14 protein-coding genes and 1 pseudogene are annotated in these 14,755 nt (G+C 57.6%); 3 read left to right on the top strand and 12 right to left on the bottom strand.

Annotation, left to right across the window (positions count from 1 at the left end; translation table 11 throughout):
* Positions 1-142 precede the first annotated feature (142 nt).
* The 10 genes from Q2M23_RS12105 to Q2M23_RS12060 all read right to left on the bottom strand — a co-directional run bounded on the left by Q2M23_RS12105 (position 143) and on the right by Q2M23_RS12060 (position 7,505).
* Positions 143-403, bottom strand: coding sequence for a helix-turn-helix transcriptional regulator (locus Q2M23_RS12105; protein ID WP_081334827.1), 261 nt, complete (start codon positions 401-403; stop codon positions 143-145).
* A 210-nt stretch (positions 404-613) separates the two neighbouring features.
* A complete protein-coding gene (locus tag Q2M23_RS12100; protein WP_069279578.1) occupies positions 614-1,870 on the bottom strand; it encodes a hypothetical protein in 1,257 nt (418 codons plus the stop codon).
* Between the two features lie 39 nt (positions 1,871-1,909).
* Positions 1,910-2,953 carry a hypothetical protein gene (locus tag Q2M23_RS12095; RefSeq protein WP_316395719.1) on the bottom strand — a complete coding sequence of 348 codons (1,044 nt, stop codon included), beginning with the start codon at positions 2,951-2,953 and terminating at the stop codon, positions 1,910-1,912.
* 1 nt (position 2,954) lies between these two features.
* Positions 2,955-3,677, bottom strand: a complete 723-nt coding sequence (locus Q2M23_RS12090) for a hypothetical protein (protein ID WP_069279576.1) — start codon at positions 3,675-3,677, stop codon at positions 2,955-2,957.
* A gap of 82 nt (positions 3,678-3,759) precedes the next feature.
* Positions 3,760-5,220, bottom strand: coding sequence for a magnesium transporter (locus Q2M23_RS12085; protein WP_081334828.1), 1,461 nt, complete (start codon positions 5,218-5,220; stop codon positions 3,760-3,762).
* Between the two features lie 16 nt (positions 5,221-5,236).
* Positions 5,237-5,956: a thermonuclease family protein gene (locus Q2M23_RS12080; RefSeq protein ID WP_316395717.1), complete on the bottom strand. Its 720-nt coding sequence runs from the start codon at positions 5,954-5,956 to the stop codon at positions 5,237-5,239.
* Positions 5,957-6,352: 396 nt separating this feature from the next.
* Positions 6,353-6,661 (bottom strand): DUF3892 domain-containing protein, encoded by a 309-nt coding sequence (locus Q2M23_RS12075; protein ID WP_316395716.1) that lies wholly within the window; start codon positions 6,659-6,661, stop codon positions 6,353-6,355.
* 5 nt (positions 6,662-6,666) lie between these two features.
* Positions 6,667-6,957 (bottom strand): hypothetical protein, encoded by a 291-nt coding sequence (locus tag Q2M23_RS12070; RefSeq protein WP_069279573.1) that lies wholly within the window; start codon positions 6,955-6,957, stop codon positions 6,667-6,669.
* A gap of 19 nt (positions 6,958-6,976) precedes the next feature.
* Positions 6,977-7,264, bottom strand: coding sequence for a DUF3892 domain-containing protein (locus tag Q2M23_RS12065; protein ID WP_069279572.1), 288 nt, complete (start codon positions 7,262-7,264; stop codon positions 6,977-6,979).
* A gap of 4 nt (positions 7,265-7,268) precedes the next feature.
* The gene (locus Q2M23_RS12060) at positions 7,269-7,505 is read right to left on the bottom strand and encodes a hypothetical protein (RefSeq protein WP_316395715.1); all 237 of its coding nucleotides are present in this window, start codon (positions 7,503-7,505) and stop codon (positions 7,269-7,271) included.
* Between the two features lie 94 nt (positions 7,506-7,599).
* Here Q2M23_RS12060 and Q2M23_RS12055 point away from each other — a divergent pair, with 94 nt between their 5' ends.
* Entirely contained in the window at positions 7,600-7,953 is a 354-nt protein-coding gene (locus tag Q2M23_RS12055) for a helix-turn-helix domain-containing protein (RefSeq protein ID WP_069279570.1), read from the top strand.
* Between the two features lie 2 nt (positions 7,954-7,955).
* The gene (locus Q2M23_RS12050; RefSeq protein ID WP_069279569.1) at positions 7,956-8,840 is read left to right on the top strand and encodes an ImmA/IrrE family metallo-endopeptidase; all 885 of its coding nucleotides are present in this window, start codon (positions 7,956-7,958) and stop codon (positions 8,838-8,840) included.
* 96 nt (positions 8,841-8,936) lie between these two features.
* Here the strand turns inward: Q2M23_RS12050 and Q2M23_RS12045 are convergent, their stop codons facing one another.
* Positions 8,937-9,503 carry a hypothetical protein gene (locus Q2M23_RS12045; protein WP_316395714.1) on the bottom strand — a complete coding sequence of 189 codons (567 nt, stop codon included), beginning with the start codon at positions 9,501-9,503 and terminating at the stop codon, positions 8,937-8,939.
* A 1,018-nt stretch (positions 9,504-10,521) separates the two neighbouring features.
* Complete coding sequence (locus Q2M23_RS12040; protein WP_316395712.1) at positions 10,522-11,694, bottom strand: hypothetical protein; 1,173 nt, start codon at positions 11,692-11,694, stop codon at positions 10,522-10,524.
* 1,177 nt (positions 11,695-12,871) lie between these two features.
* Here Q2M23_RS12040 and Q2M23_RS12035 point away from each other — a divergent pair.
* Positions 12,872-14,539, top strand: a pseudogene (locus Q2M23_RS12035) (NAD-dependent malic enzyme).
* Positions 14,540-14,755 lie beyond the last annotated feature (216 nt).

Below are 14,755 nucleotides of genomic sequence, written 5' to 3'. Positions count from 1 at the left end.
TCAGGATGTGTCGTGCGTAGCGCCCTGCAGGCTGCATCGAAATGGCGCGCATCTCAGGCAGAGCTTCAGATCGGGGAGATCTCATGCGCGCCAATGCGCGTTGAAGCAGCAAGATAACCTCTCGCCAAGGACGGAAAGAGTTCTACTTCCCTGGGCGAGCCTCGAAGAGCTCCACGAAGCGCACACCCAGACTGCTTGCCAGTGCTTCCAAGGTCGCAAGTGTGGGGTTGGCTCGGCAATTTTCGATCAAGCTGACCGCCGTCTGTTCAACTTCAAGCCTGCTGGCGAGTTGACCCTGGGACCAGCCCTTGCTCTTGCGTAATTTCCTGACATTACGGGCTAACGCCTTCGCAGTTTGCGAAGTTCGTTCCGGAAATCTTTCGTCGAAGCTCGATCGTGCCATTTCGTGGCACGGTCGAGCGGTAGAGCCAGTCAGTCCAGATGATACATCATGTATTTACAGCCCAATTTGCGACCGCAACCTTCGACCGTGAAACGGGCAAGCTAGGGATGAGTTTAGAGGATGGCGGCAGCATCACCTGGCCGCAATTTGCCGGGAGGCGTTCGGTTCGGGCTCGCTCGTTTGCATCCTGTTACAGTGGAGCCCATCACGCTATTGCATTCGTTGGGGAGAGTCGCTGGCGGAGGCGCGTGGCATCGTCGGCTCGATGCGCATCGGTGCAGCAGGTCTGGGTCTGACCGTGCGGGTCGTCGGCGGGGAGGCAGGGGTTGCCGTCGTCGTTGGCGATAATATCGATGGAACGACCTCGTGCGGCACGGATTTTCGTAGCCGGATCTCAATTCGTCTGCGCTGGGCAACGTCGCCGCCGGGCGTCTTCGAGATCGCCAGGGTCTCATCCGTGTTAACGAGCTGGGCGCCCGAGAGAGGGATCATCTTCATGTTCGCCAGCTGCGGCGATTGGCGCAGAACGCTGACAACAGAGACCGCTCTGGCGAGACCGAGCCCCGCATTGTCGACCGGCGTTGAGCGAGAGATGTCGCCGCCGTCTCGGAGGACGGCAGGCAGCCATCGATCGAGGTTTGATCGTCTCTGCGGTATCGCCGGCGGCATAGGAACGGCCGGCGCGGATGGATCCACTGTTGGAGCGGGCGGAGCGATTGTACGGATACCGAAGGTTTGTTCGTCGGTGTGACCGACGACCTCAATGACATCCACGTCGTACTGTTGGATGTCTCGGTAGATAGCGTCCGCTGTTGTCGTCAGAAGCGCTGTCCGGAAGGGTGCCGAAAGCTCGGCGCTTCCGGTTTTGAAGATAAAGCCACCGGCTTCGCTTAGTGTGATAATCGGAGGCCACTGGTGACCGGAGTGGTCGGCCCCGGGAGCGAGCCCCTTGGCGATGAGGTCCGCAATCTCCTGCGGTGACGGGGGTAGCTTGTCGGAGGCGGGCATGACTCGCTTAATGGCTGATACGATCTCGGCGTCGTGGAGGCCTTTCTCGAGATCGACCCCATTCGCCAGCAAGGTCGACATGGCGGTAGCTTTGTCCCGCAGCTCCTTCAACGAACTGCCTTCCTTCTTGATTTCGGCCATTGCGGCCTTGCTTTCGACAAGGTCGCGCCAGAACTCATCGATCGCCGCGGCATCGCCGCCGGTCGCGTTTACGATCTTTTGGTACATGACGGGATTTTGACGCAGAGCATCAACGATTGCCTGGCCTTGTTTGCTCTCGGCTCGTTCCCGTTCCAACTCCTTTCGCGCGTCATCGAGCTTGGTCTGCTCGTGCTTGAGGAACGTCGCCATCGCGATGAGAAGGCAGAATACAAGCAGGAGCATGATCTCGGCCATGGTGAGGCCAAGCACGAGGCCTTGGCGATACGAGGAGTTTTGTCGATTGATTGTCTCGTCCATCGCTCGATACCTAGCGTCGGTTGGTCGCCGTGGCCGTCTTCATTTGGTCATCTCCCCGCCGGGGACGCCCCAGGGACCGGTTGTGGGAGCGGCAGACTGCCGACGTTCGTTCTCCGAGGCCCGGATCTCCTCGATCAGCTTTGCGGTGGCTGCCGATATCTCTTGCGTCCGCATCAAATTCGCTTCGACGGCTTTTGCGTGATCCTCGGCTCCTTTTGTAAACGTGTTCACCACTCGCGACAGGCCTTGAATTGCCGGCGAAAGCTTGACTTCGATGACGTGCTCAGGCGTTTGCATTGAGTCGAGCTTCGTGGCCAATGCTTCGATGGCTCGGATTACCGAACGGGTGCTTGCCGCCAACTGGTCTGCATTACTGGTCAACCTTTGAGATGCTGCGTCCAGCGATTGAGTGATCCGATTATTCAAGAATTCGATCGACTCGCCTGACTTCTTCGAGGCTTCCTCGATCGGTTTGCTTGCATCGTCCGCAAACTGTTTGAGTTCCCCGGCTACGTTCTGACGCGCCTCGCCGAGGAGACCCTTCATCTCATCCAAAGCGTCCGAGAGAGACTGCTGCGTCATCCGCCTGAAGTAGCCGAACTCGAGGACGGTGCTATCGAGCTCGCGCTTAACCCTGCGCGAAGCGTCGGCCAATTCCATTCGCGCGGTCGCCTCGACTTCGACCGGGTCTCGTCGCATCTGATTGAAAAAGATGCGGAGGGCGATTCCCGCGATGGTCGAGGCGATTGCGATGCCGAAGTTCTGGACAATTTGCTCCGCGGATCCGTTTGTGGAGAACTGATAGAGCGAGACTGCGAGGCTCGTGAGCGTGAACAGGAAGCCCATGTAGTAGAGATTGTCGCCGGTCTGATCGTCACGAAGCCTCAGAAGCCGCGCGACTCCGAGGGCGATCGCGTACAGAAGCATGATTAGGACGGGCACTGAGGTGACGAGCGCGGCGCTCACGCCGACGATCTTTGCCCCAACGATGTATCCACAACCTAGGAGCACGACAGCGAAGAAGAGCAAGCTGCTCGACAGACCCGCCGGCAATCGTGACTTCGTTTCGGAAGCTGCCGTCATCTCAAGTTCCCTGAAGCCTGTGAATGGCAACGAAGACACCGGAGTTGTCCTTCACCCACGCCTCCCAGAAGGCGGCATGACGCGTTGTGTCTGGCATGACGGCCGGTCTCGTCACATAGTTAATCGTCACCAGAGCCTGATGGAGGTCCGTCCGGTACTTCAAGTAGGCAGGGGACTGCTTGAACCGAGCAAAGCTCAAATCGGGATTTCGGTACTGGCTGTAGTCGCGGGTGTGCTCAATCATGTCGGATATCACAACGAGGGTCTTCTTGATCGATCTGCTGTGTTCGCTCGAAAACTGGTCAAGCGCGATATCTTGGATTGCGGCCATGATTGGCGAACTGTTGGCCTTGGCTGAGGCGAGGCTCGATTTCACCGCTTCGTGAGCCGGCTTCCGGAAGCTTTCGATCCAACGCATCCGCGCCAGCCGCGGATTGTCGGTCCACTCGCTGAGTCCGATGCCGTCGCCCGGATTGCACTTGGCAAATAGAGATCGGCTCCGATTGCCTTGGATGTCGAGCACACGGATATCCAACCGATGGTATGCCGGAAGGCTCGTGATGAGGTCATCTAGGATGCCGTCGACCTCACGAACACCCGCAGCAGGGAGGTCATCGGAAGTGTCGACGAGCACTACTGTCACGCCCTGGGGGCCGTCGACGGGACACAAGCTCCGCGCATCGATCGTTGGTTTCGACGGTAGAGAGAAGTAGAAGAAAGCCAATGCGGCTCCCGCGAGCGCGGCTCCAACAAGGAGCGCAATTCCGCCGATGGCGGACCCGCTCAGTCCCTGTGCGCCTCTCCTTCTAGGTGGAAGCCTTGCCATTCGCGGCCTCCGGGAAGAATTGGTCTATTTCCTTGTACGATCTGACTTCCGTGTCGAAGGCGTTGTTGATCGCCTGCGTTTGTGCCCTGAGGGTTTCTTGCGCCTGCACGATGGAGCGGCGTAGATCTTCCTTGTGGTCAAGGTCCGGTTCGACCGGGGCGGGGACGATGCGGTCCAGCTTGTAGGGGCGATCGAAGTAGGCCGGAGCATCCGTCGATCGCGCGCGCCGATTGGCTTCCCGATACGTCTGTAAAAGGGCGTTGCAGGCGCGCTCGATCTGAGCTTGGTGCTCGACAAATCGTTGGGCGAGGCGGCTCCGCGCTTGCAATAAGGCATCGAGCTCCGAGCGTCGGACTGTCAGATCTCTGGCCGCGTCGTTCATCGCCTCTGATGCATCATCGCGGATGCTACGCAATCGCTCGATCAGTTCCGCCTTCGTATTCGTGAACTTCAGGCTCGCGTCGTTCCAGCGCCGCTCCAGGCCAGCATATCCGACGTAGGGATCGAAGAAGGTCAATCCATCGACCATCGCGATCAAGGAGAACATGAAGCCGACACCAAACAAGAGCCACGACATCACATCGGTTAGGTGGAATGGCGTGGTGAGAAGGTGTTTTAGCGCCTCTTGTCCGGGGTCTATTCCGAGCGTCGGCGTCACCTCGCGCAGGTGAGCTAGCGTGAGATTGAGCGCGAACGCGAAAATCAGGTAGATGACGAAGCTTAGAGCTCCGACGATCTTGAGGATGGTACTACGACGATTGATCAATCGAACGGGGACAAGGCCCCAGAGGAAGCTTACCAGAATGTTGAATGCAGCGAAAACGATGGCCTGAACAATGCCTCCTAATATGCCTTGCTCGCTCGCCTTCGCGAGAAAGCCCCCATTGATTGCAGTCTCCAGGATGAACAGAACCGCTAGAACTCCCGCCTTTAGGAGGCCGGACCCGAAGGTCACAAGCCGAGCTGGGCGAGTAATTCGGTGCTTTGAGCGGAATCCTTCCCGCTCCGCTTCGCTCTCGTGGAGCCGCCTGCGCAAGGCAAACAATTCGTCGCGGCCGAGGGACGCTTCGGCCGCGAAGTCGCCGACAGCTTCAGGGGCTGCTTGTTGGATGACCGTGAAGCGCTCTTCGAAGTTGAGCGCCGCAACACGCTGATCATAGGTACGCAGGTGCTCAAGATAGAGCCCATGCGCATCTTGCTTATGCGATTCGATCCGCTCGACGACCTGGTGTTCAATGTCGTCGAGTGTCTCAGCGCTCGATTGCGGTCGGTTTTCCGCTCCCCGTTCCGAACCGCGGTCCGTCAATCCCATCTGGCGTGCGTTAGATTGGACGTCCAGATCGAGGAATACCTGGGTGGCGGGCCTATAGTCGTGCGGCGCCTGGCCGAGCAAGGCGCGTAGCCGGGCGATCGCGGATGGGCGTTTCGTCGTCGAGTTCATGTCTTCAATGGGGGGCCTAGAGCTTGGATCTGCGGCAGCCGGCTGCGACAGCCTCTGCTTCGGAGCAGAACCATCGCCTCGTGCGAGAATCCGTCATGGACAAGCGGTCGTAGAACTGGCCGCCGGGCAGGTGATAGATGCACGTGGGGGTAGCGCGCAAGTTGCCTTTGATCGCGCAATTTGGGGCGGGCGGATCGCCGGCGGTTACGGATCTGCTTATCATAGACTTCTGGGCGTCGGTGGGCACCGCGACGGCGCCCAGAATAACTGTAGATATGCTCCGATGGCGCCACTGCCAGGGCGCTATGAATGCCCCTTGCCATAGGCCCTTCTGGGAGGCTTGTGCGCGTTCCTCGTCAGGCAGGTAGACCGTAGAGTAGCGCCTGAAGGCGAGAGCCCATCCTTCGCGGACCAGCCAACCGTTTACGTCTTCTTCGCCGATATAGCAGGTTCCGAGATCTCGTCTGTATCGGTCGGTCCCCGACGTTCGGCAGAGCCACGACCGTCCGTTGGAGTGGCTTTCGAGCGCGGCGCGAGCGGCGATTCCGCACGTCCACGATTTCCCAGCGGCGTTCAGACAGGTTTGGTCCATCTCGGGCGCGTCGACGCCCTGAAGTCTAATCTTTGCTTGTCCGATATAGACAGTGTCCGCATCGACTATCCGCGGAACTCCAATCACTTCCGATGCCCAAGCCGGCACGGCGGCAAGCAGCCAAAGCAGTACAATCAGACGCATCTGCAATCCCCCGACACGACTTTACGGTGTCTGCCGGATTCTTCAACAGCGACATCGCGAGATGACCGGCTACGAAAGTACAAGGCGTCGCGGGATGGTTTGGCCGCCGCATTTTTGACGGTCAGGCGACCCTTCCTCATTTCTTGATTGAGCCGCTCAGCACGTCCTCAGCCAGCTGGCGCAGTGAGCGCGGCGTATCTCTCTATTCGATGCTTCTGCCGTCTCGCGTGACGGACACGCGCGCCGAGGCACTCCTTCTCGTGGGAGCGGCCTACCGGGAATGAGCTGTAAGAAAAACAAAACTTGAAACCATGGGCGGCTTGGTAGCTTGAGCGAAAGCCCAAATCGCATGGCGGAGCGCGGAGAGACTATGGCATTAGCTATCTACTAAAGACCCTAGAACTCGGGCAGATTGTCCAAATTGTCCCTGGTAGTATTGTCTCTCTTCGTTTTTATGTAGGCCACGTTGTGGATGTGGATGACGAACACATCCTCCCCTTTCCTCCATTTCCCGTCGGTTATCTTGAAGGCGGTAACGAAAGTGATGCCATCATCATTGATAGCCTTTACGATTGTCTGACGTGTGAATTCCTGAACTGTCTCCAGTGACTCGCCGTTATCTTTCCAGGCCCTTACCCTGTCGATGTGGGTATGCTTGTCGTTAAATCTGACTGCCGTGATGACGTAGTCTGCCCATTTAGCCATTTCGTCTACTTTCCTGTCGTTGCTTTTGCCCGCTGCGCGTTACGGGCGCGCTCGAGAATTGCCTTGCGATATTTCTCCTTAAGTTGTGGGACGATGTTCACAACAAGCGCGTTATCGCGATACGGACGAACCTTACTATCGATGGCGTTTTCCATCGTCTTGATTGCCGCCCGAACGCTTTCAGGTTTCTCCGGATCGAAGCCCACCGTCGCAACCTGGCCATCTAGCGCTTTGAAGGCCTTTTGCGCGTCATCAAGCTCCTTCTTCAGCTTGTCGAGGCCTGTAATTTTCAACATCGTTGTTGCTCCTTCCTAGTCATGCCGAGCACTCGTTGAGCGCGAGGAGGTTGTCCTTCCAGATGCCGTCGGCATAGGTCTGAAGGAATTTGTTGCCCGCGGCGCTGATACGCACGCGAACCCAGGCGCTCGCATTTCCCTCGTGCGTATAGAAGCGGTGCTGGTTCGTCTCAATGAAGCGAATGACGTTGGCTGAAGTGTCCCTCCACCGCCCGACACCATTCGGGTTCGGGCCGCCGACGTGAGTGATGTGTTCGTGAGGGCTATTGCGGTGGGGCTTGTTCACGCAATCAATACGGTAGTCCATTGGCCTACTTTCCCTTGACGATCTTGGACAGGGAAGCGCCGCCCATGCGATCGCGCAGGGTATCGAGCCTCATGTCGCTCCGAACGCCCGGGGCGAAGTCAGCGCCGTACGTCTTACGGAGAGTGCCGATGAGGGTGTCGCCGCGCTTCCGGCGGATTTCGCCATCGAGGTCGCGGCAGCGATCGTCGAGGCCTTCATTGCAATCGTGGTCTTTCTTCATGCGGAGGGGCTTTTCGGTCATCCTTGCGTTGTGCGAGTCCGCCATGTCATAGTTGACGGTAGCGCCATGATACTCTGATTGGCGAATACGTCAACAGTACTATGTCGAAAGCGCCATGAATCCAAAACAAGCTACTGATATATTTCAAGAAAGGCTTAAGTCTGCCCGTGATCTGCGGGGCCTTAGTCAGACTCAACTGGCGACCGATGCCGGTCTGCCGCCAAGCTCGGTGTCTCACTTTGAGTCTGGATCCAGAAAGCCGTCGTTCGACAACCTGAAGCGCTTGGCCAGCGCCTTGAGCGTTACGACGGACTACCTCTTGGGGCGCTCCGACGTGCCTGATGCATCAGGCGCCGTCGGCCGGCTCCATCGTGATCAGCACAAACTCAGTTCTGATGACTTGAAGCTCACCGAGCAATTCGTGGACATGTTGCTCAAGCGCGATGCTCAGAAAAAGGAAGAGAAGTGATTATGAAACCGCGGCTCGCGCGAAAGTCATTGGCTGAAGGAACGGCCAGCCTGGTTCTGCGTGAGCTGAAAATCGACGCACTGCGCGTTGATCCTGCGGCGATCGCAGCTAGCAAGGATATTGTTGTTAAAGCAAAGCCCGACACCGTTGATGGCGTGTCCGGCATGCTGGTGAAGGCCGCAGATCAATTCGGAATTATGTACGCCACCAAAATTCCGAACAAGGGCTTCCAAAATTTTTCAATTGCCCATGAGCTGGGCCACTACTGCATTGACGGACATTCCGATGCGCTACTATCGAGTGGCGTTCATTACTCGCAAGCAGGATTTCGCTCGTCGGATCCATTCGAGCAGGAGGCCGACTTCTTTGCTGCAGCATTGCTTATGCCTGAGATGCCTTTCAAGAAAGAGATGAATCGACATGTCGCGGGCCTGGCCTGCATCGAAGCGCTCAGGAAAGCGTGTGATACCTCGCTGACGGCGACGTCGATCCGATATGCGAACCTAACTCGTGACGGGATTGCCGTTATCTTGAGTTCGGGGCTCAACGTTGAATACTGCTTCATGTCGGAAGGTCTGAAGGAAGCAAAGGGCATTAGTTGGATCAAAAAAGGCAGCCCCGTTCCCGATGGAACGCTGACCGCGGCATTCAATGATCGGCCGGAGAATGTACGTGTAGGTGAGCGAGATAGCGGTGATGGACGCTTAAATGACTGGATGGGTGGCGAGCGCATTTATCGTGTGCATGAAGACGTCATCGGGCTTGGCCAGTATGGTCGGACACTCACTGTCTTGACCTGTGATGGGCTAAGCGCTGAAAAAGAATCTGAGTACGATGACGAAGAAACTGAGTTGATCGAAAGCTGGACGCCTAGGTTTCGACGCTGATTGCCGCGCCGACACCGACGGGAAACGGAAGTACGTCAGCCAGAGGCCACATCTGGGTCACGATAACAGATTCGATAGGAGGTCAGCGGCTCCGAGTCATTTTTGACCGTGCCGGAATCCAGGAACTGGCTTTATGCCTCGACCGAGATTCGCCCACTCAGGCTTCATTTGAAGAACGACACGTCGCAATACCCTCGGTAGGTCTCCAATATTGAATTCGCTCGCTTGATTATCGGGTTCGTAGTTGTACCTGATTGTCTCGAAGGCCCGGCTCGATGCGAGGAGAGCGCCCGGCAGGTCGCGGCTAATCTTTGCCTCCTGATGGTGTTGATCGATCGTGTCCCACATTGCCTTTCGATGAGGGACGACGTGGGCGTCCCATAGGTGAACGATCTTGCTGCGGGTTTCGGGTGCAAGCAGTCCAAAAAGTTCGAACAGGTGATGGCCCTTGGGTGTTCGCGACGTCTCGATGCACACCAGACACTTAAAGAACAGTTCTGACGTAAGTGCGGAAACCACCATGCAAGGCTGAGCCACCTGACCGGCCAACTGAGTGTTGGGGCCGAGAGTAAGGTGACCAAGTGCGTCTTCCGCGGCGTGGAAGCCGAGAGCATGCATATATATTTGTAGCGGGTCGATGTTCTCGAGATGCGGTTTAACCATGGCAAAAGCAAAGTCCTAAATCGACAAGCTTCGAGAGGCGGCCCACGAAGTGGGCCGACGATTGCGAGGACTCAACGCAACGCTGAAGAACGTGGCCGAAGCTCCACGCGGCCAGGAAGAATTGCCGCCATCGGCGGATAACCGGGATGCTGTCCGTCGTTCAGAAGCCGAAATCGAGTTGATCAGGCGAATAGCGGAGGCTCAGGGGAGGCGACATGCCGCGAGCGTATCCGCTCACGGTCCGACGATACCCGTCGACCCAACGCGCATACGCCGGCACAAACACGATTTTCGGACTCTTGCCATGGCTGTTACCCACGGTGGTCTCCGTCTGTTGAGCGGGTCATACAGCCCGCTGGCCACCCCGGATTACGCGGGTGCGGCTGGTCGGCCTTCCGCCCTTTCTGGCTGAATCACAGAAGGGTGCCGATGGCGGCAATCTCCAGTAATCCCAGAGAGGCCTTACGAGGGTCGTGAGGCTGTTTGAGTCGAGCCCGAATGCCAAGCTCCGAGTTTGTGAAATCCACAATTGCCGCGTGTGCGACATACCAAGAACGAAGGGTAGGTGTGAATCACGCCTCACTACTCGATGAGTTTCTCATTGTCTGCTTCCAGGTTGCGAGGAATGTTACGAACTCGCCTTTTAGTTGATTAGTTATTGTTGCCGTGTGGGGCCTAGCTCCTCGAATTGTTTCAAGCCGTATGGCGTCACGCGGTATCCGTAGCTCTCCTTGGTTACGGCGTGGCTGTCGATGATGACGGGGCGGGAAGCTCTGTGGGTACGTACAAAGTCGATTAGTTCCTGATCAACGGCGCGCACGTCATCCAAGGTTGTCGCCTCGCTGATTGCGCTCGAAGGTCAGATTGGCTGCGGATTTGCCCGGCCCCTGAAAGGCGAGCAGTCAATCGCTCATCGAACTCGAACACCTCGAGCTCTGGGAGGTTTGCTTTCAGGGCTTTAGTCAAAGAGCTTTTCCCTGACGCAGGAGCCCCCGTGAGGTACACAACCTCTGCCATATCAAAATGTGACCTTAAGCTGTACGTAAGGATACGCAGCAAATCCATTCCATTCCAGCGCCTTCACGGTCGAGAACTGCTGAGTGACCTGCAGGACACCGCTGAGTTGAACATTGCTAACTGGCCTCCAATCTGCTCGAGCCGATGCTTGTAAGATCAGATCGTCACGACCACCGGGAAACTCGGTGAAATGCCGTCCTTGGACATAGCCACCAGCGGACGCCGTCAGGCCGGACACAGGCGTTTGCCAAGTCACGCTTCCAGATAACCTGGAGGAGAAGTTTTGTTGGCTTGCAATATCCGAGAAGGTAAACTCGCCCTCCGCAACGAACGTGCCGGCGACGCAAAATGCTTCCTGGCCTTTCGGACCACAGACCATCCCCGCAAGATCTTGATTGTTGCGAGCCCACGCGATTGAAGGCGTGAAGAGCTCTACCTGATACGGACTGAATCCCGCACCGTAGACGGTGCTTGACGCAACCGAGTAGCTCATTACGTCAGACGTAGTCGTCCCGCTCGTCTTACCCAGCACGACCAAGTTGAGGACCTGGTTGTAAGTCGCGCTGTTCACGAGGATGTCGACGTCCTTGGTGAACAGGCAGGCGTAGCGTTGGTCGCTCACCCCGGTCTGCAGGATGAAGCTATCGGCAATACCGACAGGAATATTGACCGTAAGAAGCCCCGTTGAACCAAATACCGTATCGCCGACGTGAATTGGCGTCTTAGCCGCGTTGTTGTCGAAGACCGATTGCGTTGAAGCGGATGCTGTGACTGTGGTTTCTCGCGGCTTCGTCGTTACGACGTGTTCGGTGATCACCTTCCTTTTCTGAACCTTACGGGTCTCGTGATCCTTGATACCGTATTGCTGAAGGGCCGCCTTGAACGACTCGGTGCTCATCGGGAGCAGTTGTCTTTGTCCCTTCTTGGCGAGTATCTTATTCAGGCGCCGACGTTGTTCCTCGAGAGATATCTGAACGGTTTCAGTGGTCGTATAGGTCTGGACCCTTGTGTGAGTCACGACTTCGGTTTGGGGAAGATCTGGCTTTCGGTCTTTGGGCGGAGTCAGATTCTCGATGCGGACTTGAAGGTTTGGATCTACCTGCGCGAAAGCGGCGGGGGCGTGCATAATGAAAAGTGCTGCAATCAGGACGGACAATCTAAAAAAACTGCGCATGATCAGCTCCGGTAAAAGAAATGAAAGTAAAACCGCGAAAACATGAACTGCTCGCAATAGGGGCGCTGGTGGTCATCGCCTCTATTGCGGCCACAGGTCAGCTAATGGCCGACCCGCTTGCCGGCGGAGCCGATCCCAATCTCCAGAATCGGATTGAACAAACAGTCCCGAGCGCGACGGACCGCTTGCTCAACAATATGCGTGAAAGTCCCCCGACTATCGCCCCTGCCAGAAAGCCGCGTATTCACCCCTCGCATCGTCGACACGGCGACAAAAGCAACCTTCCACGCTGAGCGGATGGTTCGCGGCGTTACGTCCCAATGTCGCAGGCTATAAAACCGCAATACAAGTTCAAGTAGAATCTTCGTTGCAGTGCGCGGTTTTTCGCAGCGGCCTTACTGATTGGCCCATGTCGCACTTCGCATGCCCCACGGCATGCGAACGGTGTCAAGATTCCAACGACCCTTGGTCGCAACTAATCGGTTCGCTTCGTTGCGGGCGATCTCAAAGGAGCCCGTCATCTCGAGGATGCGTCTCTGCATCCGCGGCCGATCGGGTTCGCCCTCCGATCGGTGCCGAAGATAGAAGTGTTGTCCCTTGTTGATGTTGCGGTGCCTACACCTTCGGACGGCACGCCACAGACGAGCGATCGCGAATGATCATTTGTTATTTCCCTCGAGAGATCGAGACGAGCAGGCGTAGAGAGATGCCGGCTCCTCAAAGAACCACACCAACAATGCGATCACGCACAATTCATAATTTTCCGCCGATGATCCCGCACGTGAGGGGTATCGGGTCAAGCGACCCCCTATCGGATTTTCGTCGTATTCCGAATCCCGCCAATCGATGACCGTCGACTCCTTGGGGCATAGTGCGATTGCAGTCCATGGCGATCCCCGACACAGGCATCGCAAGCAACTACTATTCCGGCAGGGAATACGTGGCTCGCCTAGCGTCGGCTTAGTCAACCGTCCACGAGGGCGACCGAGCAGTTCGTCCGGAAAATTTACGCTTGTCATTTGTGTTCACCGACGGTCAACCTAGGTGGCCCCATTCGGGCAGCACGCAGTACACGACGTCCCGCCTGTCTTGAAGCGAGAGCGACGTGGAGGCTGTCCGGACGACAACCAAGGACCCGTTGGCGATAAGTGCCGGCGGGCGAAGCCGTGAGTACGCCATGACCCTGCCTGCACCAAAGAAGCCGGTTCTCCAGTCTGTCGATCTGCCGCACGGCCTCGCGCTGCTGCGTCATCCGCTACTCAACAAGGGCACCGCGTTCTCACTTGCCGTGCGCGATTCTTTTGGCCTGCGCGGCCTCTTGCCGCCCCACGTCTCGACCATGGAGGAGCAGGCAGATCGCATTTTGAAGCATCTGCGCCGCCTGCCGGACAATCTAGAGAAGTTCGTTGTTCTGAATGCGCTGCGGGACCGAAACGAGACGCTGTTTCTGCGCGTAGTCTGTGACAATATTGACGAGATCCAGCCGCTGATCTACACGCCGACGGTCGGCGAGGCCTGCCAGCGCTTCGGCGATATCTTCCAGCGTCCGCGTGGCCTCTATATCAGTACTAATGACCGCGGCCAGATCGTACAGTTAATGCGCAACTGGCCGCACCCAACGCGGTTGATCGTGGTAACCGACGGCGAGCGCATCCTTGGCCTCGGCGACCTCGGTGCCAACGGTATGGGCATTCCGGTGGGCAAGCTTTCGCTCTAGTCCGCCTGTGCCGGCATCCATCCCTCGCTGTGCCTGCCGGTTGTGTTGGACGTCGGCACCAATAATGCCGAGCTCCTAACGAACCCTCAATATATCGGCCTGCGGCAACCAAGGCTGCGCGGCGACGACTATGACGCAATCGTTGACGAATTCATGCAAGCGGCGCAGCAGGTTTTTCCCGACGTGCTGATCCAGTTTGAGGATTTCGCCAACCACAGCGCCTTCCGGCTGCTGCAGCGATATCGGGACACCGCGTGCGTCTTCAACGATGACATCCAGGGAACGGCGTCGGTAGCGCTCGCCGGCCTGTTCTCGGCGCTGCGGGTTACCGGGGGGCGGCTGACGGAGCAGAAGCTCTTGTTTCTTGGCGCGGGTGAAGCGGCGACGGGCATTGCCGACCTTGTGGTGGCAGCCATGGTGGCGGAGGGCATTTCGGAGGACGAGGCGCGCAGAGGGATCTGGTTGGTCGATTCCAAGGGCCTCGTGGTCAAGGCACGCAAAGATCTCGCCGAGCATAAGCTGGGCTACGCCCATGAGCATCCGCCGGTGACTGACTTTCTCGCTGCAATCAAAGAGCTCCGACCAACCGGTATCATCGGGGTCTCGGCGGTGGGCGGTACCTTCACGTCGGAGGTGCTGCGCACCATGGCGGAGCTCAATGCTCGGCCGATCATCTTCGCACTATCCAACCCAACGTCGCAGGCGGAATGCAGTGCCGAGGAAGCCTATCGTCACACCGACGGCCGGGCGCTCTTCGCCTGCGGTAGTCCCTATGCGCCAGTAACGTTCGGTGGCGTCAGCTTCGTGCCCCGCCAGGGCAACAACTCCTATATTTTCCCAGGAGTCGGCCTCGGTGTGATTGCCTCGGGCGCCAGCCGGGTCACCGACGAGATGTTCATGGTGGCAGCGCGGACCTTGTCGAGTCTCGTTACCGAAGCGGATCTTGCGCAAGGCAGTCTGTACCCAGCATTGCCGCGCATCCGCGAGGTCTCGTGCCGTATAGCGGCGGATGTGGCAGGCCTCGCCTATAAGCGCGGCCTCGCCAGTGGTCGCGTGCCAGATGATGTGCTCGGCTTCGTCCGTGCTCAGATGTTTGAAGCGGAATATCGCAGCTATCTTGCTCCGTAAGACTTCGTTCCCTAAAGCGAAGTTGCGGCGCGTCGGGTTTGCCGGCGACGCGCATTGTCGCCCGATCGGTCGGCATCAGGACGCCGCTGATGCCTGCTACTATGCCGTCCGTTTAACGGGCCCGAGGGAAGTTCCAGCCAAGATGTGGGAGTTGTGATGACAACTTCGAGCAATGAGGAGGGTAGGTTCGACCGTGGGGAAGCCCTCTCCTATCAC

Source organism: Bradyrhizobium sp. 33ap4 (assembly GCF_032654765.1).
GTDB lineage: Bacteria > Pseudomonadota > Alphaproteobacteria > Rhizobiales > Xanthobacteraceae > Bradyrhizobium > Bradyrhizobium australafricanum.
Note: the sequence above shows the minus strand (reverse complement) of the source record. Positions and strands in the feature narration are given on the sequence as shown.

Bases quoted from the DNA above. Each gene is read 5' to 3' on its own strand.
- Q2M23_RS12105 (WP_081334827.1), bottom strand. From the start codon at position 403: ATGGCACGATCGAGCTTCGACGAAAGATTTCCGGAACGAACTTCGCAA.
- Q2M23_RS12100 (WP_069279578.1), bottom strand. From the start codon at position 1,870: ATGGACGAGACAATCAATCGACAAAACTCCTCGTATCGCCAAGGCCTC.
- Q2M23_RS12095 (WP_316395719.1), bottom strand. From the start codon at position 2,953: ATGACGGCAGCTTCCGAAACGAAGTCACGATTGCCGGCGGGTCTGTCG.
- Q2M23_RS12085 (WP_081334828.1), bottom strand. From the start codon at position 5,220: ATGAACTCGACGACGAAACGCCCATCCGCGATCGCCCGGCTACGCGCC.
- Q2M23_RS12080 (WP_316395717.1), bottom strand. From the start codon at position 5,956: ATGCGTCTGATTGTACTGCTTTGGCTGCTTGCCGCCGTGCCGGCTTGG.
- Q2M23_RS12075 (WP_316395716.1), bottom strand. From the start codon at position 6,661: ATGGCTAAATGGGCAGACTACGTCATCACGGCAGTCAGATTTAACGAC.
- Q2M23_RS12070 (WP_069279573.1), bottom strand. From the start codon at position 6,957: ATGTTGAAAATTACAGGCCTCGACAAGCTGAAGAAGGAGCTTGATGAC.
- Q2M23_RS12065 (WP_069279572.1), bottom strand. From the start codon at position 7,264: ATGGACTACCGTATTGATTGCGTGAACAAGCCCCACCGCAATAGCCCT.
- Q2M23_RS12060 (WP_316395715.1), bottom strand. From the start codon at position 7,505: ATGACCGAAAAGCCCCTCCGCATGAAGAAAGACCACGATTGCAATGAA.
- Q2M23_RS12055 (WP_069279570.1), top strand. From the start codon at position 7,600: ATGAATCCAAAACAAGCTACTGATATATTTCAAGAAAGGCTTAAGTCT.
- Q2M23_RS12050 (WP_069279569.1), top strand. From the start codon at position 7,956: ATGAAACCGCGGCTCGCGCGAAAGTCATTGGCTGAAGGAACGGCCAGC.
- Q2M23_RS12045 (WP_316395714.1), bottom strand. From the start codon at position 9,503: ATGGTTAAACCGCATCTCGAGAACATCGACCCGCTACAAATATATATG.
- Q2M23_RS12040 (WP_316395712.1), bottom strand. From the start codon at position 11,694: ATGCGCAGTTTTTTTAGATTGTCCGTCCTGATTGCAGCACTTTTCATT.